Genomic DNA, 20917 nt, shown 5'->3' with positions numbered 1-20917 from the left:
TGGAACAAATTATGAAACTGTATAACTTAAAAGATCATTCTGAACAAGTTAGTTTTGCTCAGGCCGTACAACAAGGATTAGGTAAAGGGCAAGGATTATTTTTCCCAGAGCAATTACCAAAATTTTCAGAGGCAGAAATAGATTCATTGCTAAATATGGATTTTGTTACTAGAAGTGCCAAAATATTATCGGCTTTTATTGGTAATGAAATTAGTGATAACGATATGCATCGATTAGTACAAAATGCCTTCCAATTTCCAGCTCCAGTCAAATCAGTAGAAGATGATATTGGTTCACTTGAACTCTATCATGGTCCAACATTAGCATTTAAAGATTTTGGTGGCCGCTTTATGGCACAAGCATTAGTTCAAGTCGCTGCGGATAAAAAAATCACAATCTTAACGGCAACCTCTGGAGACACAGGTGCAGCTGTTGCGCATGCTTTTTTTCACTTACCTAATATTCGCGTAGTGATTCTATATCCAGAAGGTAAAATTAGCCCTTTACAAGAAAAACTATTTTGTACTTTAGGTGATAATATCCACACCATTGCTATTCAAAGTGATTTTGATGCTTGCCAAGCATTAGTTAAAAAGGCGTTTGATGATGAAGAGTTAAAAAATATTATTGGTTTAAACTCAGCAAACTCCATTAATATAAGTCGGCTTTTAGCTCAAATTTGCTATTATTTTGAAGCTTATGCTCAATTGACAGCAAAACAACGAAAACAATTAGTTATTTCTGTGCCAAGTGGTAACTTTGGTGATTTAACTGCCGGATTGCTGGCTAAAACTATGGGGTTGCCAATTAAACGTTTTATTGCAGCAACTAATGCCAACGATACTGTTCCTCGTTATTTAGAAACCGGTAAATGGGAGCCACATAAAACTGTAGCTACACTATCTAACGCTATGGATGTAAGTCAACCTAATAACTGGCCAAGAATTGAGGAAATTTATCAACGAGAAGGTTGGGTATTAAAATCATTAGGTCATGCAGCTGTTTCTGATGAGGTTTCTGTACAAACTGTTCAAGAATTGGATAAAAAAGGTTATTTATCTGAGCCTCATGGTGCTATTGCTTATCGAGCTTTACGCGATCAATTGCAAGAAGGGGAGTATGGTTTATTTTTAGGAACTGCACATCCAGCCAAGTTTAAAGAAGTGGTAGAAGATATTCTTGGTAGGTCTATTCCATTACCACCAGCATTAGCTGAAAGGGCTGAGATGCCATTGCTTTCTCATTATATGCCTGATGATTTTGCAAAATTACGCGATTTTTTAATCTCATTAACATGGTAAATCAATTTTCCGTCACCGAATAGGTGGCGGAAATTTAACATTCATTTGAGTTTACTGCCATTAGAAATAGTATGCAGAATTTATATTACTTAGCTTAAATCTTGTTTAAAATAATAATTTCGGCTATTGTAATGTAAGTTAAACGTTTTCAGGATATATTTATGCACTGTCCGTTTTGTAATGCTGATGATACAAAGGTTATTGATTCTCGATTAGTTGGTGAAGGTTTTCAAGTTCGTCGTCGTCGACAATGTGTGGAATGCAATGAGCGTTTCACAACCTTTGAAGTGGCTGAATTAATTATGCCAAATGTTATTAAAAGTAATAAGGTTCGAGAACCTTTTAATGAAGAAAAACTTCGTAATGGTATAAAACGAGCTCTTGAAAAACGTCCGGTTAGTTTTGATGCAATTGAAGATGCTATTACACGTATTAAATCAAAACTTAGAGCTACAGGCGAACGTGAAGTGCAAGCAAAATTAATTGGTGATTTTGTAATTGAAGAGCTCAAAAATCTTGATAAAGTTGCTTATATTCGCTTCGCTTCTGTTTATTTCAGTTTTGATGATATTGAACAATTCAGTAATGAAATAGCGAAGTTGCAACAAAAATAATCTTAATTTAAAAGATAGCTATGGATAAAGATCTATATTATATGCAGCAAGCTATTGAGCTTGCTGAACTCGGTCGCTTTACCACTACCCCTAATCCTAATGTTGGTTGTGTTATTGTTAAAAATGATCAGATCATTGGCAAAGGTTATCATCAAAAAGCTGGCCAACCCCATGCCGAAGTTTATGCATTAAGAATGGCTGGTGACCAATCAAAAGGGGCAACGGCTTATGTAACATTAGAACCTTGCAGTCATTTTGGTCGAACTCCACCTTGTGCTGATGCTCTTATTCAAGCTGGCATAACGCGGGTAATTATTGCTATGCAAGATCCTAATCCTAACGTTGCTGGTAATGGCATTAAACGATTAAAAGATGCTGGAATTGAAGTTCAAGTTGGCATTTTAACTGAGCAAGCTGAGGCAATTAATAAAGGTTTTTTTAAACGCATGCGGACCGGCCTGCCATACGTCCAACTTAAAATGGCCGCTTCATTGGATGGTAAAATTGCTATGGCCTCCGGTGAAAGCAAATGGATCACATCAGCATTAGCAAGACAAGATGTACAACAATATAGAGCTCAAGCTAGTTGTATATTGAGCACCAGGAAAACAGTTCAAGCTGATAATGCCAGTTTAACAGTTAGATTTAATGAATTGCCTGATTCAATTAAAGAAATTTATCCTTTCGATGAAGTTCGTCAACCCGTACGAGTGATAATCGATAGTCAAAATCAAATGATTGGTAATGAAAATATTTTCAACAATTCTGGTGAAAATTGGATTGTTCGTAAGCAAAATCTGCCAATATTATCTTCAAATAGCAAACTTATCATTGAATCATCAACTAATCATCAAGTTGATTTATCAGAGTTGTTATCCATATTAGCTAAGCAACAAATGAATTCTGTATGGGTTGAAGCTGGATCTCATTTAGCCGGTGCGCTAATCGAACAAGATCTGGTTGATGAATTAATCATATATTATGCTCCTAAATTGCTAGGTCATAATGCCCAAGATATGTGCGTATTGCCTAACCTACAAAAACTTTCATTCGCGCCTCAATTCCAATTTGAGTCTGTTGACGTTGTCGGTGATGATTTACGAGTGGTTTTAAAAAGAAAATAATAACCTATTTTCGCTGAAAATAAGGATTAAAAAATGAATCGTGATATTGGCAATATGTATGAAAAGCAACGGTTTACAACTCTTGATATTGAGCAATTTCTTAACACAAATGAATACCAGGTAATTGATGATTTTTCTTATGCCGAAATAGAAGGTATTGCCAAGATCTGTGGTTATCAAATTGTATTTTTTTATCTTTCAGACAATATCGCGGTATTATCGATTGATGATGTTGTTGGGAATCCTTTTTTAGTCGATAAAGCCAATCAAATTTTAAGTTACCTTGGCTTTGAGTTTAAAATTGGTCACCCATTTGAATTAACAGAACAATTTAATCATAATTACATATTTAAATATTCTATTTATGAAGATGAAATGAATTATTACTATGACTTTCAAGGAATGTTGTTAGTTTTAGGCATCAATTGGCAAGGTGATTTAGTTTCATTTGAATTAGTTAAGGATGAAAGTATTATCAATAATCGTCTAGAGATTTTTGCTACTTAAAAGGATTTTAATTTCTTTAAATCTAAGCTCCATTTTGTTAACAGGTATCATTGATATCGAGTTTAATAGTATGTGGCAAAAAGATTTACATATTCTTTTTATTAATAATTAATTTTCTTCTAATATTATTCACCTTCTTATGTATATTGCTATACTGATTAAATTATCTAATAAAGAGATAGCACTAATTACTGAACTATAAAAATGGATTAACTAATTACCATGGTTTTAATTTTGCAACCTATTATTTTATCTGCATTACTTCAAGTTGATTGATATAGAGACTAATTTTAGCTAGTAGCCCTAAACCATCTGATTCGGCAACATTGGCACCAGTTGGTGATGCTTTTTTTCATAGCTAGTTCATAGTTGCTTTGAGCAGGAAGCCATTTGCTAAGAAATGCGGCCAGTGATGCATCTCCTGTACAAGCTGAACTTAATTGTTTTATGGATACTGAATTACAGAACCAAATATTCTTGCCATTCGAAAAATAAAGTCCTTTTGAGCCCATCGTTAATAATATATTTTGTGCGCCTTTCGAATTTATATATTCTAAGGCTATAATAATTTGTTTAGTTGTTTCAATGGTTAAACAAAAAATCTCTGTCAATTCATCATTATTAGGTTTGATAAGTAGATGTTTATATGTTAATAAATCTTGTAATATAGGATGACTAATATCTAGAATTATTTCGATATTTTTACTTTGGAAAATTTTTAAATTGGATTGAAAATATTCTGGTTCGATATTTTGCGGTAAACTTCCACTAATAACTAAATAGCTATCATTATTGAGAGACTTAATAATAGTTAGCATTTCGGTTTTTTTGTGGTCGGGAACGAAAGGTCCTTTTTCTACCAATTTGTATTCATCTTTCCCATTGCTAATGAAAACATTAATTTGAGTAATATCATCAATTAAGCAAGGGATAGTTTGTATTTGCATCTTGGCTAATTCATCGAGAATATACTTCCCCGAAAATCCCCCAAAAAAACCTAATGCACAACTCGTTTTATTAAATTTATGCAATACAATTGAAACATTGATTGCTTTACCATTTAGGACTATATTCAGTATATGATGTTCGGTTTACTGAATTAGGTTTTAGGTCGTTGCAATAAATATTCATATCAATTGCAGTATTCAGCGTTAAAGTATATATCATTTAACCCTCTATAATTTACCTGCACATCCACAAGTTGTAATGATCTTTTTAACAATTTCTTTCATTGCCGCTTTAGCAGGTTTCATATAGTGCCGAGGATCATTAGCATCTGGATTTTCAATAAAGTATTGTTTTAGGGCATCAGAAAAAGCAATTTTTAATTCTGTTGCAACATTAACTTTACAAATACCACGTTTTATACATTCACGAACATCTTTATCAGGAACGCCTGAAGCACCATGTAAAACTAATGGAATATCTACTACTGAACGAATTTCTGATAAACGTTCAAAATCAAGTTTTGGTTCTGATTTATACATTCCATGTGCTGTACCTATCGCAATAGCTAACGAGTCTATGTTTGTTTTCTTAACAAATTCTATAGCTTGTTGTGGATTTGTATATAATGCATCTTTAGCATCGACAACAAGATCATCTTCGACACCACCAAGGCGACCGAGTTCAGCTTCAACACTTACATCATATCTGTGAGCATAATCAACAACCCGTTTTACAAGGGCAATATTTTCATCGAAAGGAAAGTGTGAACCATCAATCATTACCGATCTAACACCGGCATTTATTTTGTTAGTTATATCATTGAATTCTTCATGGTGATCTAAGTGTACAGCTAATGGAACATTATGTTTTCTTGATAATTCATTAGCAATAGCAATGATATTTTCAGTTCCTGCATAACTATATGTTCCTGGCGTACCAGCTAAAATGACCGGAGATTGACATTCAGCCACTGTTTCAACAATTACTTGCATTGTTTCTAAATTATGGATATTGAAGGCGGGAATAGCATACTGCTCTTTTTGGGCTTTTTTTAACATATTATGACTTGAGATAATACTCATTTTACTGCTCCTTAACTATAGTGAACCTCATAATCTTTAGTTTCTTTCAAATTGGAATTATTTTTTGTTAATTATGATTGCAAAATGAAAGTTATACTAGTGTAAATATTGTGAGATGGATCACAAATACTGACTTTTATCTCTGAATAAGAAATGTAATTGAGTATTTTTTTTGTCAAATATTTTCGATTAACCTAGAATAGAGAATAACTCTTCATATATATGAAAATTATATAGTTACAGTTTTAAACGGTTATGGTTTGTTGTAGATCATTTATATGATGAGGTTTATGAGTCTTGTGCGAAGTATTTACCATTAACATAGGAAGTGAAAATTGGCTAAAGCATCTTCAGCTCTATTGAAACGTCGATTGGATATCGCAAAAATTGTACGCCAAAATGGTGAAGTAAAAGTTGATGAGTTGTCTGATCAGTTAAAGGTTTCTCATGTTACTATCCGACAAGATTTAACTTACCTTGAACAACAAGGATATTTAAAACGTTCATTTGGTGGCGCTATTTATATTTCTCCTGAGGGGCAAGTTCACAATTCTGTTGCATTAAATTCAAGTCAAACTAAGGGCAATTCTGATATTGATTTAGCAAAAGCGTGTTTAAGTTATATTAATGATGGTGATACTATTTTTTTAGGACATGGTTTTTTAACTCGGAAACTAATTCCTTTTTTACATAAAAAAAAATCATTACGTATCATTATGAATGATATAAGAAATGCACAATTAGTACGTGAATTTTCCGATGCAGAAGTCATTTTAATTGGTGGCGTTTTATGTGAAGGAAATATTATAAAAAGCTGTAATGAATTGATTAGCATTGGCAATAAGTATGCCATTTCTCATTTCATTATCGAATTAGCAGCCATAGATGGAGATAATTCTCTGATTATTGAAAATTGTGAACAAAAAGAAATATATCAACAAATCTTAAAATATTCTAAACATACTATTGGCCTTTTATTAGAAAGATCTTTACTTGCTGATAATCATAGTATTGGTAAATTAAAACATATAGATGTCACAATATTATCTAAAGCAGCGGTGACTGAGTATCATCACCAATTGTTAAATTCCAATTTTAAACAAATTGCGATTAATAAATATTGTATGACTTATCATAATCTATTGGGGACATAACTAATATGGAATTTAAAATTTGTACTGTAGGTGAATTGCTGGTTGAATTTTTGGCAAAGGAAAATAATCAACGATTTGATCAAACAGGTGAATTTATTGGTCCTTATCCAAGTGGTGCTCCAGCAATATTTGCTGATCAAGTCGCTAAATTAGGTTTTCCTGTCATTTTATTTAGCTGTGTGGGAAAAGATAGTTTTGGAAAAATGTGCATTAATCGGCTTAAAAAAGATGGGGTGATTATTGACGGTATTACTTCACATAGTATGGCTAATACTGGTAGTGCATTTGTTAGTTATCAAGACCATAGTGACAGAGATTTTATTTTTAATATTCCTAATAGTGCATGTGGCTTACTATCATTTAATCATATTGATGAAAAATTGTTAAAAGATTGTAATCATTTGCATGTTATGGGGTCTTCGTTGTACTCTTTTCGAGCTATTGATGCGATGAGAAAAGCCTTGGATCTCATTAAAAATAAAGGTGGAACAATTTCGTTTGATCCTAATTTACGCAAAGAGATGTTTAACATTCAAGAAATGGAACAATCTTTTGGTTATATAATGGAGTATACCGATATTTTCTTACCTAGCGAAAATGAGGTTTGTTATTTTGCTCAGAATGATGAAAGTGAACAACAAACTATGTCAAATTTGCTAAACAATGGTATTAAGCATATTGTTGTAAAAGGTGGTGCTAAAGGAGCCAATTATTATGGTTTAGATGAACAAAAATGCTTAAAAATGATTCATGTAGATGGTTTTAATGTCGATTCTGTCGATCCAACCGGCGCTGGTGATTGTTTTGGTGCGACATTTGTGAGTTTATTATTAGCAGGGTACACTGTTGAAACCGCACTACAATTTGCTAATGTGAGCGGTGCATTGGCTGTATCAAAACAAGGGCCGATGGAAGGAACGTCTTCACTTACCGAAATCCAACAGTTTTTATCACAACATACAACTATTTAATTTGGTAACGAAAACTTAATTTTCCTTATTACAAAAAAATCCCAATAACATTGTTATTGGGAAAACATAAGGAATAGGAAAAACAATGAAATAAATGCATTGTAGAAGTTAGTATGCTCTTTTTTTGAAAAAATGTAAGTAAAGAAATTTATATGTTTGTTTAAATAGTTAGTATTTTTTTTGTTAATATATAGTAAAGAAAATTGTTGTCTTATTTTAATTAATTTTGTTATAAGAAAATTTCTAGCAATGAATTTAAGAATAACTTGCCGTGATCTGTTATTTGCCAAGTTTTGTCATCTTCAACTAAATAATTTTTTTCTATAGCAAGAGAAATCGGTTGATCAATAGATTGCATAGGTAAAAATGTTCTTTGCTCAAACTCGATTTTAGGTGTTGGTTCAAATAGTCTGAATCTATTCATAAAAAATTCAAAGGCTAATTCATCTTTAGCTACAGTATAAGAGCGCTCTAAATAACGTCCTTGCATATATCCTTGTGGATGTTTTGTTTTCACCGTACGAATAATGGTACCGTCATTTTGTGTTAGTTTGCCATGAGCACCACAACCAATACCGATATAATCGCCGAATCGCCAATAATTTAAATTATGTTGACATTGATAATTTGGTTTTGCATAAGCCGATGTTTCATATTGCTGATATCCATGGTTAGTTAGCAATTGGTGTCCTTGTTGATAAATATCCCAGAGCATATCATCATCAGGTAAAACAGGAGGTTTAGAACCAAACAAGGTATTCGGTTCAATTGTTAGTTGATACCAAGATAGATGTGGTGGAGCGATTGCAATTGCCTGTTTAAGATCATGCAATGCATCCTGAATTGTTTGATTTGGCAAGCCATGCATTAAGTCTAAATTAAAGCTTTTTAAATTTAAATCATGGGCTAACTTTCCTGCATCTATCGCTTCTTGTGGATTATGAACTCGTCCTAATTTCTGAAGTTTATCTGATTGAAAGCTTTGTACTCCAATCGATATACGGTTGATACCTGCTTGCTGATATCCTTTGAATCTTTCAACATCAACGGAATTAGGATTTGCTTCAATAGTAATTTCTGCATTATGATTAATTGGTATTATTTTGTTTATATTTGCCAATAAGTTATTAATTAATTCTGCAGAAAACAGGCTTGGGGTTCCACCACCTATGAAAATTGAATGAATGGAACGATCATGAGTAAGCAATACATCTTGTTTTAAATCATTAATTAAATGATCAATATATGCAGAGTAATCCGGCGCACTCTTCATTTTGTGTGAATTAAAATCGCAATATGGACATTTTTGCACACACCATGGCATATGTATATATAAACTCAGTGGAATTTTATACTGAAACATATGCCTTTCCTCAAATTTTTTACAAAGCGTGAGTAACTGATAAGAAATAGCTGGCTATATTACTCCAATTTAGTAAAAAAAGCTTTTATTGTCTGTATTCCGTTTTTATAATTCGAGTAATATGCGTACAATTAGATATAGATTATAGGCAGTATTCGCCAAGCAAATTAAATAGTTAGGAGTAAATATGAGTATTATTAAGCAGATTTTAGATAGTTATGCTACCGGTTCGTCATTGAGTTTATCAGTCCATCAAAATATATTTGGTGAATTACCTGTCTTAGTGATTAAACATCCTACATGTTCAGCAGCAGTATCGTTACAAGGTGCTCATTTACTATTTTGGCAACCTTCAACAGAAACTACTCCGGTTATTTGGTTGAGTCAAAAAGCGAATTTTAAAAAAGAAATGGCAATTAGAGGTGGAGTGCCAATTTGTTGGCCATGGTTTGGTAAATTGGGTGATCCTATGCATGGTTTTGCTCGTTTAGTTGAATGGCAATTAGATTCTTGTAAAGAAGACAATAATGGTGTGGATTTAACTCTATCATTAACCAATAACCAACAGACAGAACGTTTTTTCACAAAACCTTTTCAGGCATGGTTAACCATTCATGTGGGACAAACTTGTGAAGTGACATTATCTTGCCAAGGAGATTTTGAAGCAACAAGTGCATTACATACTTATTTTGGTATTAATAATATTGATAATGTTACTGTTAAAGGTTTAGGGGATTTCTATCAAGATCGCTTACCAGTTGAAAATAAACCGACTATTTTAGGACAACTAACCTTTAATCAAGAAGTTGATCGTGTTTATACTAATGCTGATGAAGCAATCACTATCTTTGATGGGAAACGAACCATAAAATTAACTAATATTAATGCAAGTGATGTCGTTACTTGGAATCCTTGGATAGATAAAGCCAGAGCAATGGCTGATTTCGCTGATCAAGAATATCAATCTATGGTATGCGTTGAGACCTGTCGTATTAATAAACCGTTAAAATTATCGACAAAACAAAAATCAGTATATGGGTTTAAGATTGAAGTGATTTAAGTATTATATTTTGCTTATTATAAATGCAATCAATATGTGACTTTATCTTTGTAGAGTTGATTATTTGATTGCGTTTACTAACATAACACTTTATAATCCTTAGCGCTTTTTGGAGCACTAATTTTATAACCAACTACTGGGTCGCCTGTAATTGGTTTTTATTTTGAATAAATAAGAGAAATCAATATGTTTACATTTAAAGCTGAAGTAAGAAAAGAGCATGGTAAGGGTGCGAGCCGCCGCCTGCGTCACGCTGGTCAGTTCCCAGCTATTGTTTATGGTGGAACAGAACCTGCAGTTTCTATCGTGTTAGATCACAACCAAGTATTCAATATGCAAGAAAAACCAGAATTTTATTCTGAAGTATTAACTATTGAAATTGATGGTAAAGCAGTTAAAGTTAAAGTACAAGCAGTACAACGTCATCCATTTAAGCCAAAATTAGTTCATATGGATTTTGTACGCGCATAATTACTTATTTGTTGAATTATCATTCAACACATCTTTAGATAAAAGGTCACCAATTTGGTGGCCTTTTATTTTTTTATTAGAGTTTAAAAAAGACAAATATCTATTATTATGATTGATTCTATTAACTCAATGTATACTGGTAATCAAACATAATAAAATAAATTGTAGATGACACCATTTTAGGAGAACTTCATGTCTGATATCCCAGCTTGCGATTTAGTTATTTTTGGCGCTAAAGGGGATTTAACGAGGCGTAAACTTTTACCGTCTCTATATCAATTAGAAAAATATGGAAAGTTACCAAAACAGACAAAAATTCTAGGTGTAGGCCGTGCTGATTGGGATCAAAAGGCTTATGCTGAAGTAGCTAAAGATGCATTGACCTCATTTATGTCCGAGCCTTTAGATGAAGCTGTTTGGCAACGACTTAGTCAGCGTCTAAACTTTCATAAATTAGATGTTAATGATATATCAGGCTTTGATTCTTTAAAAAATAAACTTGAAAAATCGCATCCTGCTATTTTTTATTTTGCTATGCATCCGAATGCATTTGGGACTATCTGCCAAGGCTTAGCAGCTGCAGGTATGAACCAATCTCAAAATCGAATTGTCATGGAAAAGCCATTAGGTTTTGATCTACAATCATCGAAAGAGATTAATGATTCAGTTGCAAAATTTTTTAGTGAGTCACAAGTTTATCGTATTGACCACTATTTAGGTAAAGAGTCAGTTTTAAATTTACTTGCATTACGCTTTGCTAACCCAGTGTTTGCTGCATTTTGGGATAGAAATTCAATCGATCATGTTGAAATAACTGTTTCAGAACAAGTTGGAATTGAGGGGCGCTGGGGCTATTTTGATAAAGCTGGACAAATGCGCGATATGGTGCAGAATCATTTATTGCAAATTCTTACTATGATTGCCATGTCTCCTCCAGCAAATCTTGACGATAATAGTTTGCGTAGAGAAAAGATTGCTGTACTTAATGCATTACGTCCAATTAATAAAGCTAATATTCGTGAAAAAGTAGTTAGAGGGCAATATACGGCTGGATTTGTTAACGGTATCAATGTTCCTGGTTATTTAGAGGAAGATGGCGCAAATAAGCAAAGTAATACTGAAACATTTGTTGCTATTCGTGTAGATATAGACAATTGGCGTTGGGCTGGGGTTCCTTTCTATTTAAGGACAGGTAAGCGCTTACCGAGCAAATGTTCTGAAGTGGTGGTTTATTTTAAATCTTTACCTCTTAATTTATTTAGCGAGTCTTATTCAGAATTACCACAAAATAAACTAACCATCCGTTTACAACCAGATGAAGGTATGGACATTGAAATTTTAAATAAAGTACCTGGATTAGATAGTACTCATAATTTACAAACCACTAAACTCGACTTAAGTTTTAGAGAAACATTTCATCAACATAGTGCTGATGCTTATGAGCGTTTACTATTAGAAGTGATGCGTGGCAGACAAGCTTTATTTGTTCACCGTGATGAGGTTGAAGCTGCATGGAAATGGGTTGATTCAATTATTAGTGCTTGGAATTTAGATAATGAATCACCAAAAACCTATCCTGCAGGTACTTGGGGGCCTGTCGCTTCAGTGGCTTTGATCACCAAAGATGGTCATTCATGGCATGAGTTTGAATAGAGGAATTGCGAAAATGTTTACATTAAATAAATACTCAAACAGTCAACTATTGATTGAAGATTTAGCCGCCCATATTGTCAAAGAACTAAAAAAGGCTATTGAGAAAAAAGGACATGCTTCTATCGCCGTGTCTGGTGGAAAAACACCTATACCACTATTTAAATTACTAAGCCAACAAGATTTAGATTGGCATAAGGTTTTTATTACATTAGTTGATGATCGATGGGTAGCTGATACTGATGATGCGAGTAATGAGAAGTTAGTATTAACTTATTTACTACAAAATAAGGCTAAATTAGCTAATTTTGTCGGCTTGAAAAATAGTTGTGATAATCCATTCGACGGCGCAGAAATTACCGATAAAATATTAAATAAAATTCCGATGCCATTTGATGTGTTAATTTTGGGAATGGGTGAAGATGGACATACTGCCTCGCTTTTCCCTGGTGCAGCTAATTTAATGGCGGGCTTAGATATGAAATCCGGTCGCAAAGTTATCGGTATGACACCATTAACCGCTCCACTTGATCGTATTACCTTAACATTACCTACTATTTTAGATAGTGAAAATATCTATTTACATTTAGTCGGTGAAAGTAAGATGCAAGTGCTTGAGCAAGCAGAACAAGGTGATGATATTAATCAAATGCCTATTCGTGCAGTCTTGCAGCAGAATAGAGTCAATGTTATTGGTTTTTGGACCGCTTCTTAACTAAATCAACCTTGCTAGTTTTGACTGGTAAGGTTCTAATTGACAGTCAGGTACTAAAACCTCTTGTTACCTAAATCATTGGCTCTTTATATCTATAATATATTGATAAATAGAATTTTTTATTAGAAAGCATCAATTTTGTATTAAAAACTATATCCATAATTCCTTTTAATATTCTTTACTACTTTATTTCAGTTGTTAGGATTTACTAACAGTTATATACATTTTTTACATTGGTAGAAATAAATTAATTAAACATCTATTATTTTATTAACTTTTGTGGTAAAAAGTGGGGTAAAGTGGTAAAAAATAGGATTGCAATTAACATATTGATTTTTTTATAATTTAAAAATAATAAAAATTGTTAATTATGGTGCTTTCATGTTTAGTGGTGCAATTTTAGTCAGTTTAGATAGTAAAGGGCGAATAGCAATTCCTACTCGCTATCGTGATTTTTTGTCTGACGGCTTAGTTTGTACCATTGGTTTATATCATCCTTGTTTAACACTTTATTCAATGTCTGAATGGCAAAAAATTGAATTACAACTATCAACATTGTCAACTATTGTTGAAGTAGAAAGAAGAATTAAAAGGCTACTATTAGGTTATGCAACGGAATGTAATTTAGATAATGCTGGACGTATTTTACTACCACCAACTTTACGTACTTATGCAAAACTAGAAAAACATACTATGTTTGTCGGCCAATCCAATAAATTTGAGATTTGGGATGAAGGAATATGGTATCAACAAATTAGTGATGATATTGCTGCGTTACCAACAGATATTGAAAACTTATCAGATAATTTAAAAAATCTAACAATTTAATAAGAGTAAATAACAATGGATTATCAACATAAAACAGTTTTGTTAAATGAAGCTGTAACGGCATTGAATTTAAAAAAAAACGGTATTTATGTTGATGGGACTTTTGGTCGTGGCGGTCATTCTCGTTTGATCCTCGAACAATTAGGGGATAAAGGGAAATTAATTGCAATTGACCGTGATGAGCGAGCTGAACAAGCAGCAGCTAAGATAAATGATCCTAGATTTACTTTTATTCGTGGTGAGTTTTCTAATGTTTATCAATATATTAATGAATTAGGGTTGTTAGGCAGCGTTGATGGTTTTTTGTTAGATTTAGGTGTGTCATCACCTCAATTAGATGATCCAGAAAGAGGATTTTCGTTTATGAGAGATGGACCACTTGATATGCGAATGAATAATCATAAAGGTGTAACTGCAAGTGAGTGGTTACTAAATAGTGATGAAAATGATATTGCATGGGTATTAAAAACTTTTGGTGAGGAAAAATTTGCTAAACGTATCGCACGTGCAATTGTTGAGCAAAATAAGGTGGCACCAATCACTCGAACTTTAGAGTTAGCGAGTTTAATTGAAAAAGCGACCCCGAAGAAAGATAAAAATAAACATCCTGCAACACGATCATTTCAAGCTATTAGGATTTACATAAATAGTGAACTAGAGGAAGTTGAACAAGCATTAAATAGCAGTTTATCGATATTGGCTAATCAAGGTAGACTGGCTGTGATTAGTTTTCATTCCTTAGAAGACAGAATTGTAAAACAATTTATTAATAAACAGAGTAAAGGCCCAGATTTACCTGCAGGGTTACCATTAACAGAACAACAAATTAAACAATATGGTAATGCTAAACTAAAATCACTTGGCAAAATTAAGCCGAGTAATGATGAAATATATGGTAACCCGCGTTCACGTAGCGCGATATTAAGGGTAGCAGAAAGGAAAAATGAATAGTAATCAAAACAATGAAATTTACAATAGAACTGATGTAGAAAAACACAATCAAAAAAGACCAAGCAAAAGTTTATTTGGGTTAATCCTTAATGATTTGCTTGGCCATCAAAAAATTTCATTATTGTTATTGTTACTTATTATTATTTCTGCTGGTGCTGTATTAATAACTACTCAGCAGGTACGTAAACAATTATTTGAACGTGAACAATTATTGCTTGAACAAGATGTATTAGAAAGTGAATGGCGTAATTTAGTTATTGAAGAAAATGTTCTTGCAGATCCCAAACGGGTTGAAGAAAAAGCTAAAAATCAATTAGGAATGTCTTATGTGACACCACAAAATGAAACCGTTATTGTGATAAAGAGTAAATAATGAAGTTTGCCAATAAAAATAAAAAAGATAACGTAAGACTTAATACGAAATCAAATAAAGGTAATAAATTAAACAGTAAAAAACAAGTTTTTACGCTTAATAGATTCTACCTTGTATATGGCTTTATTATTTTAGCAATTATTGGTTTGTTGGTGAGATTGGCTGTTTTACAAATAATAGAACCCGATAAACTTATTGCTGAAGCCAATAAACGTTCAATTCGTCATCAAGAAATGAGTGCGCCGAGAGCTATGATTACTGATCGTAATGGAAGAGCTTTGGCCGTTAGCGTTCCAATGTATGATGTTTGGGCTGATCCGAAAATAGTTGTGCAAAAAGGTGGTGTTGATGCCAATGATATTCGTTGGCAAGGATTAGCGAAAACGTTAAATATTCCAATATCGACATTAGAACAAAAATTGAGTAATCCATCGATGCGTTTTGTTTATTTATCTAAACAAATTACACCAACCATATCGGATTATTTAAAAAAATTAAAATTACCTGGAATATCGTTTGCTAAGACTTCAAAACGTTATTACCCTGCAGCAGAAAATATTGCCCAATTAATTGGCTTAACTGATATCGATGAGAACGGTACTGAAAAAGGTTCTGAAGGTATTGAAAAAAGTTTTAATAAATGGCTTATTGGAGAATCGGGACAACGTATAGTTAGACGAGATAGAGTTGGTCGTGTTATTGAGGAGCTCGAAAGAACAGAAAGTGAAATTGCCTCTGATTTAACGTTAAGCATTGATGAGCGTTTACAGTCGCTAGTTTATAGCGAGCTTAGCCAAGCAGTAGCATTTAATAAAGCTGATAGTGGTACAGCTGTTTTGATCGATGTTCATTCTGGTGAGATTTTAGCGATGGCAACCAGTCCATCCTATAATCCAAATAATCGAACTTCAATTGATTATAATTTGTTACGAAATCGGGCCATAACAGATGCATTCGAACCGGGTTCAACAGTTAAACCTTTAGTTGTTATGGCTGCATTAGAAAAGAAAATAGCCGACTTGAACACTATCATAGATACTAGACCTTTTTTAGTTAACCGCTATGAAATAAAAGATGTCTCTTATCAAAAAGCACTAAATTTGGCTGGTATTTTGGAAAAATCAAGTAACGTAGGGGTAAGTAAATTAGCACTACAAATGCAATCAGGTGATCTGGTTGAGTTTTATAGTCGTTTTGGCTTAGGTCAACCAACAGAACTTGGTTTAGGTGGTGAAGTTAGTGGTTCTATTGCTGCCGATAGGACGAGAAAATGGGCTGATATAGAGCGTGCAACATTTTCTTTTGGTTATGGTTTAAGCGTTACTCCATTACAATTGGCGAGAGCTTATGCAACTATTGGTAGCTATGGTGTTTATCGACCAGTTTCAATATTGAAAGTGAACGAACCAGTAGAAGGTAAACGGGTTGTAAGCGAAAAAATAGCTAAAACTGTAGTGCAATTGATGGAAGCTGTAGCCGTAACCGGTGGCGGAACTAAAGCCTCAGTTCCTGGATATAGTGTCGGCGTTAAAACGGGTACAGCTAAAAAACTAGCTGGTGGTCGATATGTTAACCAGTATTTAGCTTATACCGCAGGTATTGCACCGGCAACAGGGCCAAAATATTCACTAGTTGTGGTAATTGATAATCCAAAAGCAGGGCAATATTATGGCGGCTCTGTTTCCGCACCTGTTTTTAGTCGAATTATGGGGGGCGTTCTTAGAACAATGAACGTTAAACCAGATCGCCAAGTAGATGGCCAAATGATCGTATATTAGTAGGTAACAAATAATGGCAACAAACACATTTAAAACGTTATATAAATTATTAGGTGGGAGTGATCTGGAAATAGATGATTTCTCACTTAATCATTTGATAATTGATAGTCGAAAAGTAAATAAAGATGATGTTTTTATTGCTATTAAAGGGTATAACGTTAATGGTCGGGATTTTATTCCGCAAGCTATCTCATCTGGTGCTGCTGTAGTTCTAATTGAAACAAATAGAAAATCAAATGATTTGAAAATTGATTATCTTAAACAAAAAAATAAGAAGGTTATTCCACAAATTAGTATATTTCAGCTTTCTCAAAAATTATCAAAAATTGCAAACGATTTTTATTTTTCACCATCTAAAAATTTATCGGTTATTGGTGTAACTGGAACTAATGGTAAAACAACGGTAACTCAGCTTATCGCACAATGTGTAACTTTATTAAATCAAAAAGCTGCGTTATTGGGTACGATAGGTAATGGTATTTATAATCAACTTGAACCTTCAGTAAATACGACTTTATCTGCTATTGAAGTTCAATCAGCTTTAGCCGAATTTGTTACGCAACAAGTTCAAGTTGTCGCCATGGAAATTTCGTCCCATGGTTTAGCGATGAATCGAGTAAAAGCACTAAATTGTGCGGCAACAGTGTTTACTAATTTAAGCCGTGATCATCTTGATTATCATAAAACCATGAATAAATATGCTAAAGCAAAATGGTCATTATTCAGCGGTGATGAACACGAAAAGCAAGTTGCTAGTTCAGGTAAATCAATTATTAATTATGATGATGAATACGGACGGCGTTGGATAGATAAATTATCAAGTGTTACGGTTGTGTCATGTCAGCCTAAATCATTGCGCCGTTTAAAAACATTAGATAAAACCTATGTTGGTGTATCAATGATTGAATATCATGATAAAGGGGCCAAAATTCATATGGAATCGAGTTGGGGTAATGCTATTATTCACAGCCGATTATTAGGCGAATTTAATGTATCAAATGTACTGTTAGCAATCGCAACCTTGTTGACTCTTGATTATCCATTTTTTGCTGTTGTTAATATGGCATCATATCTTAAGCCGATCTGTGGTCGTATGGAAGTGATACATATAAAAAATAGTCCAACAGTCATTATTGATTATGCACATACCCCAGATGCATTACAAAAAGCATTACAAGCAAGTCGTATTCATTGTAAAGGCCAATTATGGGTGATTTTTGGTTGTGGTGGCGATAGAGATACCGGTAAAAGACCTTTAATGGCCGAAGTCGCGGAACAATTTGCTGATAAAATTGTATTAACAAATGATAATCCACGTACTGAAGATGAGACTAAAATTATTCATGATATAGAGCAAGGTTTAAGCAATATTAAAAATATACAAGTTATTACTGATAGAGTTACAGCTATTCGAGAAACGCTTGCTCAGGCTAAACCTGATGATGTTATCTTAATCGCCGGAAAAGGACATGAAGATTACCAAATTATTGGTAAAACCAAGCATCATTATTCAGATCAAGAAACGGTAAAACAGATTTTAGGAGTAGAGAATCTATCATGATTCCTTTAGTTATTAAACAAATTGCAACAATCGTCAATGGTACATCTTATCATCTTCCAGATGAAGAATTGGCTATTAATGAAATTTGTACTGATTCACGAAAAATTACTGATCAATCACTATTTATTGCATTGGTAGGTGAAAAATTTGATGGTCATTTATTTGCTAAACAAGCTATTGACGATGGTGCTATTGCGGTAATTGTAAATCGTAAAATCGATGATGATATTCCTCAAATAGTGGTCAATGATACTTATATAGCATTAGGTCAACTAGCTGAATTTGTAAGAGATCAAAGTTCAGCAAAATTTGTTGCGTTAACTGGTTCATCGGGCAAAACCTCCGTCAAAGAAATGACTGCCAATATTTTACAACAATGTGGTGAGACTCTTTATACTCAAGGTAATTTTAATAATGATATAGGAGTGCCACTAACTTTACTACGATTAAAGAAGCAAGATCAATTTGCGGTTGTTGAGTTAGGTGCTAATCATATAGGTGAAATTGCTTATACTACACGCTTAGTTAAACCAAACAGTGCACTAATTAATAATATAGCTTTGGCGCATATTGAGGGATTTGGTTCTCTTGATGGTGTAGCAACAGCTAAAGGTGAAATTTTTGAAGGATTAGCTGATAACGGAATTGCAATTATTAATTTGGAAAGTTGTTCTGATAACTGGTTAGCTATGCTCAAAAATAAAACTGTCTGGACCTTTTCGATACATAATTTTTCTGCTGATTTTTATGCTAGTAATATTGAAATTATGGATCAGACTACTTTCACATTACACACCCCAATTGGTGATAGTGAAATTACCTTACCATTAGTTGGTGAGCATAATATATCAAATGCCATAGCTTCATCTGCTTTAGCAATATCTGTAGGAGCAACCTTAACACAGGTAAAAAAAGGTTTAGCTGAGTCAAAATCGGTAAAAGGGCGATTGTATCCTGTTAGGTTAAATCAAACGCAGTTAATTTGGGATGATTCTTATAATGCTAACGTAGGTTCAATGTCTGCTGCTATTCATGTTTTAGCAACACAGCCTGGGTATAAAGTATTAGTCGTTGGTGATATGGCTGAATTGGGTAATGATGCAAACATTTATCATCAACAAATCGGCGAGTTAGCTAAACAACAAAATATTGATTGTGTTGTTAGTGTCGGCCAGCTAAGTGAATTAATCAGTCAATTTAGTGGTGTTGGCCATCATTTTATTGATAAACAAAGTGCTGTAGATTATTTATTAAACTTACTACGTCTACATCCAACTTTAACTATGTTAGTCAAAGGATCACGTAGTGCAAAAATGGAAGATCTTATCGTGGAAATTCAAACAAAAATAGGTCGGGATTAAAATTATGTTGGTGTGGATATCAGAATATTTAGTTAAATATTTTACTTTCTTTAATGTTATTTCTTATCTTACGGTAAGGGCTATTTTAGCGCTATTAACTTCATTGACCATTTCGCTAATTATGGGGCAAAAAGTCATTGATTGGTTACAAAAATTGCAGATTGGTCAAGTTATCCGTAATGATGGTCCGGAATCTCATTTAAGTAAAAAAGGAACACCAACAATGGGGGGAACGCTTATATTGGCCTCCATTTCAATTTCCGTATTTTTATGGGCTGATCTGCGAAATCCTTATGTTTGGGTAACATTATTTGTATTACTTGGTTATGGTATTGTTGGTTTTGCAGATGATTATTTAAAAGTTATACGCAAAAATACTGCGGGGCTAATTGCTCGATGGAAATATTTTTGGCAGTCAGTTATTGCATTAATTGTTGCTTTTGGTCTTTATGCTTATGGAAAAGATAGTTCTGTTACAGTTCTAGTTGTTCCATTCTTTAAAGATGTGATGCCACAATTAGGATTGTGGTTTATTTTACTAACTTATGTCGTCATAGTTGGCGCTGGTAATGCAGTAAATTTGACCGATGGTCTCGATGGATTGGCAATTATGCCAACAGTTTTTGTTGCTGCTGGTTTTGCACTTGTTTCTTGGGCAACTGGTAATGTTAATTTTGCTGCCTATTTACATATTCCATATATTAAATTTAGTGGCGAATTAATGATTGTTTGTACTGCAATTATTGGTGCTGGTCTTGGTTTTTTATGGTTTAACACTTATCCGGCAATGGTCTTTATGGGCGATGTCGGTTCATTAGCTTTAGGTGGTGTGTTTGGTATCATTTCTGTTTTGCTTAGACAAGAGTTCTTATTGTTAGTTATGGGGGGAATTTTTGTTATTGAAACCTTATCTGTAATTTTACAAGTAGGATCCTTTAAATTAAGAGGTAAACGAATTTTTCGAATGGCACCAATTCATCATCACTATGAATTAAAAGGTTGGCCTGAACCAAGAGTTATTGTTCGGTTTTGGATTATTTCACTGATGTTAGTGGTAATTGGGTTATTAACTTTGAAATTACGCTAAAGAATATTAGAGCAGGAT

The 20917-nt window shown here is 33.4% G+C and carries 20 protein-coding genes; 17 read left to right on the top strand and 3 right to left on the bottom strand.

From position 1 onward, the window contains the following. Positions 1–11: 11 nt before the first annotated feature. From thrC to H3T54_RS03525, 4 genes are all read left to right on the top strand, one after another. Positions 12–1301, top strand: a complete 1290-nt coding sequence (gene thrC / locus H3T54_RS03540) for a threonine synthase (protein ID WP_198220947.1) — start codon at positions 12–14, stop codon at positions 1299–1301. Between the two features lie 161 nt (positions 1302–1462). Further along, positions 1463–1915: a transcriptional regulator NrdR gene (gene nrdR / locus H3T54_RS03535; RefSeq protein WP_086363835.1), complete on the top strand. Its 453-nt coding sequence runs from the start codon at positions 1463–1465 to the stop codon at positions 1913–1915. Between the two features lie 20 nt (positions 1916–1935). After that, positions 1936–3039, top strand: a complete 1104-nt coding sequence (gene ribD / locus H3T54_RS03530; protein WP_198220945.1) for a bifunctional diaminohydroxyphosphoribosylaminopyrimidine deaminase/5-amino-6-(5-phosphoribosylamino)uracil reductase RibD — start codon at positions 1936–1938, stop codon at positions 3037–3039. Between the two features lie 33 nt (positions 3040–3072). Next, positions 3073–3546, top strand: coding sequence for a hypothetical protein (locus H3T54_RS03525; RefSeq protein ID WP_198220943.1), 474 nt, complete (start codon positions 3073–3075; stop codon positions 3544–3546). Positions 3547–3836: 290 nt separating this feature from the next. Here the strand turns inward: H3T54_RS03525 and H3T54_RS03520 are convergent, their stop codons facing one another. Together H3T54_RS03520 and H3T54_RS03515 are read right to left on the bottom strand one after the other, a co-directional pair. Further along, positions 3837–4577, bottom strand: coding sequence for a PfkB family carbohydrate kinase (locus H3T54_RS03520; RefSeq protein WP_198220941.1), 741 nt, complete (start codon positions 4575–4577; stop codon positions 3837–3839). A gap of 144 nt (positions 4578–4721) precedes the next feature. Next, positions 4722–5576 carry a tagatose bisphosphate family class II aldolase gene (locus tag H3T54_RS03515; RefSeq protein ID WP_110447176.1) on the bottom strand — a complete coding sequence of 285 codons (855 nt, stop codon included), beginning with the start codon at positions 5574–5576 and terminating at the stop codon, positions 4722–4724. A gap of 335 nt (positions 5577–5911) precedes the next feature. Here H3T54_RS03515 and H3T54_RS03510 point away from each other — a divergent pair, with 335 nt between their 5' ends. Together H3T54_RS03510 and H3T54_RS03505 are read left to right on the top strand one after the other, a co-directional pair. After that, positions 5912–6730, top strand: a complete 819-nt coding sequence (locus H3T54_RS03510; RefSeq protein ID WP_110447177.1) for a DeoR/GlpR family DNA-binding transcription regulator — start codon at positions 5912–5914, stop codon at positions 6728–6730. A 5-nt stretch (positions 6731–6735) separates the two neighbouring features. Next, positions 6736–7701, top strand: a complete 966-nt coding sequence (locus tag H3T54_RS03505; protein ID WP_110447178.1) for a sugar kinase — start codon at positions 6736–6738, stop codon at positions 7699–7701. 229 nt (positions 7702–7930) lie between these two features. On the opposite strand, the gene hemW is transcribed toward H3T54_RS03505, so the two are convergent. Next, the gene (gene hemW, locus H3T54_RS03500; RefSeq protein WP_198220939.1) at positions 7931–9064 is read right to left on the bottom strand and encodes a radical SAM family heme chaperone HemW; all 1134 of its coding nucleotides are present in this window, start codon (positions 9062–9064) and stop codon (positions 7931–7933) included. A gap of 187 nt (positions 9065–9251) precedes the next feature. Here hemW and H3T54_RS03495 point away from each other — a divergent pair, with 187 nt between their 5' ends. From H3T54_RS03495 to mraY, 11 genes are all read left to right on the top strand, one after another. Continuing rightward, positions 9252–10124, top strand: a complete 873-nt coding sequence (locus tag H3T54_RS03495) for a D-hexose-6-phosphate mutarotase (RefSeq protein WP_198220937.1) — start codon at positions 9252–9254, stop codon at positions 10122–10124. 186 nt (positions 10125–10310) lie between these two features. Continuing rightward, positions 10311–10595 carry a 50S ribosomal protein L25 gene (gene rplY / locus H3T54_RS03490; protein WP_034901157.1) on the top strand — a complete coding sequence of 95 codons (285 nt, stop codon included), beginning with the start codon at positions 10311–10313 and terminating at the stop codon, positions 10593–10595. Between the two features lie 192 nt (positions 10596–10787). Continuing rightward, the gene (gene zwf / locus H3T54_RS03485) at positions 10788–12248 is read left to right on the top strand and encodes a glucose-6-phosphate dehydrogenase (protein ID WP_198220935.1); all 1461 of its coding nucleotides are present in this window, start codon (positions 10788–10790) and stop codon (positions 12246–12248) included. Between the two features lie 13 nt (positions 12249–12261). Then, positions 12262–12960 (top strand): 6-phosphogluconolactonase, encoded by a 699-nt coding sequence (pgl, locus tag H3T54_RS03480; RefSeq protein WP_110447182.1) that lies wholly within the window; start codon positions 12262–12264, stop codon positions 12958–12960. A 381-nt stretch (positions 12961–13341) separates the two neighbouring features. Continuing rightward, positions 13342–13788, top strand: coding sequence for a division/cell wall cluster transcriptional repressor MraZ (mraZ, locus tag H3T54_RS03475; RefSeq protein ID WP_110447183.1), 447 nt, complete (start codon positions 13342–13344; stop codon positions 13786–13788). 15 nt (positions 13789–13803) lie between these two features. Next, a complete protein-coding gene (gene rsmH, locus H3T54_RS03470) occupies positions 13804–14739 on the top strand; it encodes a 16S rRNA (cytosine(1402)-N(4))-methyltransferase RsmH (RefSeq protein ID WP_110447184.1) in 936 nt (311 codons plus the stop codon). Then, positions 14732–15112, top strand: coding sequence for a cell division protein FtsL (gene ftsL / locus H3T54_RS03465; protein WP_198200857.1), 381 nt, complete (start codon positions 14732–14734; stop codon positions 15110–15112). The genes rsmH and ftsL overlap by 8 nt, the downstream gene beginning before the upstream one ends. Further along, a complete protein-coding gene (gene ftsI, locus H3T54_RS03460; protein ID WP_198220933.1) occupies positions 15112–16890 on the top strand; it encodes a peptidoglycan glycosyltransferase FtsI in 1779 nt (592 codons plus the stop codon). The genes ftsL and ftsI overlap by 1 nt, the downstream gene beginning before the upstream one ends. A 13-nt stretch (positions 16891–16903) precedes the next feature. Beyond that, the gene (gene murE / locus H3T54_RS03455) at positions 16904–18451 is read left to right on the top strand and encodes a UDP-N-acetylmuramoyl-L-alanyl-D-glutamate--2,6-diaminopimelate ligase (RefSeq protein WP_198220931.1); all 1548 of its coding nucleotides are present in this window, start codon (positions 16904–16906) and stop codon (positions 18449–18451) included. Then, the gene (gene murF, locus H3T54_RS03450) at positions 18448–19812 is read left to right on the top strand and encodes a UDP-N-acetylmuramoyl-tripeptide--D-alanyl-D-alanine ligase (RefSeq protein ID WP_110447188.1); all 1365 of its coding nucleotides are present in this window, start codon (positions 18448–18450) and stop codon (positions 19810–19812) included. Before murE ends, murF begins: the two co-directional genes overlap by 4 nt. 4 nt (positions 19813–19816) lie before the next feature. Then, positions 19817–20899 carry a phospho-N-acetylmuramoyl-pentapeptide-transferase gene (gene mraY / locus H3T54_RS03445; RefSeq protein WP_065578128.1) on the top strand — a complete coding sequence of 361 codons (1083 nt, stop codon included), beginning with the start codon at positions 19817–19819 and terminating at the stop codon, positions 20897–20899. Positions 20900–20917: the final 18 nt, after the last annotated feature.

This window comes from Gilliamella sp. B14384G10, from assembly GCF_016101685.1.
GTDB classification, from domain to species: Bacteria; Pseudomonadota; Gammaproteobacteria; order Enterobacterales; family Orbaceae; genus Gilliamella; species Gilliamella apis_A.
This window is presented reverse-complemented; position numbering and strand designations above follow the sequence as displayed.

Coding starts and splice junctions, on each gene's coding strand:
- rsmH (WP_110447184.1), top strand. CDS start 13,804: ATGGATTATCAACATAAAACAGTTTTGTTAAATGAAGCTGTAACGGCA.
- H3T54_RS03515 (WP_110447176.1), bottom strand. CDS start 5,576: ATGAGTATTATCTCAAGTCATAATATGTTAAAAAAAGCCCAAAAAGAG.
- zwf (WP_198220935.1), top strand. CDS start 10,788: ATGTCTGATATCCCAGCTTGCGATTTAGTTATTTTTGGCGCTAAAGGG.
- rplY (WP_034901157.1), top strand. CDS start 10,311: ATGTTTACATTTAAAGCTGAAGTAAGAAAAGAGCATGGTAAGGGTGCG.
- nrdR (WP_086363835.1), top strand. CDS start 1,463: ATGCACTGTCCGTTTTGTAATGCTGATGATACAAAGGTTATTGATTCT.
- H3T54_RS03495 (WP_198220937.1), top strand. CDS start 9,252: ATGAGTATTATTAAGCAGATTTTAGATAGTTATGCTACCGGTTCGTCA.
- mraZ (WP_110447183.1), top strand. CDS start 13,342: ATGTTTAGTGGTGCAATTTTAGTCAGTTTAGATAGTAAAGGGCGAATA.
- murE (WP_198220931.1), top strand. CDS start 16,904: ATGGCAACAAACACATTTAAAACGTTATATAAATTATTAGGTGGGAGT.
- ribD (WP_198220945.1), top strand. CDS start 1,936: ATGGATAAAGATCTATATTATATGCAGCAAGCTATTGAGCTTGCTGAA.
- ftsL (WP_198200857.1), top strand. CDS start 14,732: ATGAATAGTAATCAAAACAATGAAATTTACAATAGAACTGATGTAGAA.
- ftsI (WP_198220933.1), top strand. CDS start 15,112: ATGAAGTTTGCCAATAAAAATAAAAAAGATAACGTAAGACTTAATACG.
- H3T54_RS03525 (WP_198220943.1), top strand. CDS start 3,073: ATGAATCGTGATATTGGCAATATGTATGAAAAGCAACGGTTTACAACT.
- thrC (WP_198220947.1), top strand. CDS start 12: ATGAAACTGTATAACTTAAAAGATCATTCTGAACAAGTTAGTTTTGCT.
- murF (WP_110447188.1), top strand. CDS start 18,448: ATGATTCCTTTAGTTATTAAACAAATTGCAACAATCGTCAATGGTACA.
- hemW (WP_198220939.1), bottom strand. CDS start 9,064: ATGTTTCAGTATAAAATTCCACTGAGTTTATATATACATATGCCATGG.
- mraY (WP_065578128.1), top strand. CDS start 19,817: ATGTTGGTGTGGATATCAGAATATTTAGTTAAATATTTTACTTTCTTT.
- pgl (WP_110447182.1), top strand. CDS start 12,262: ATGTTTACATTAAATAAATACTCAAACAGTCAACTATTGATTGAAGAT.
- H3T54_RS03505 (WP_110447178.1), top strand. CDS start 6,736: ATGGAATTTAAAATTTGTACTGTAGGTGAATTGCTGGTTGAATTTTTG.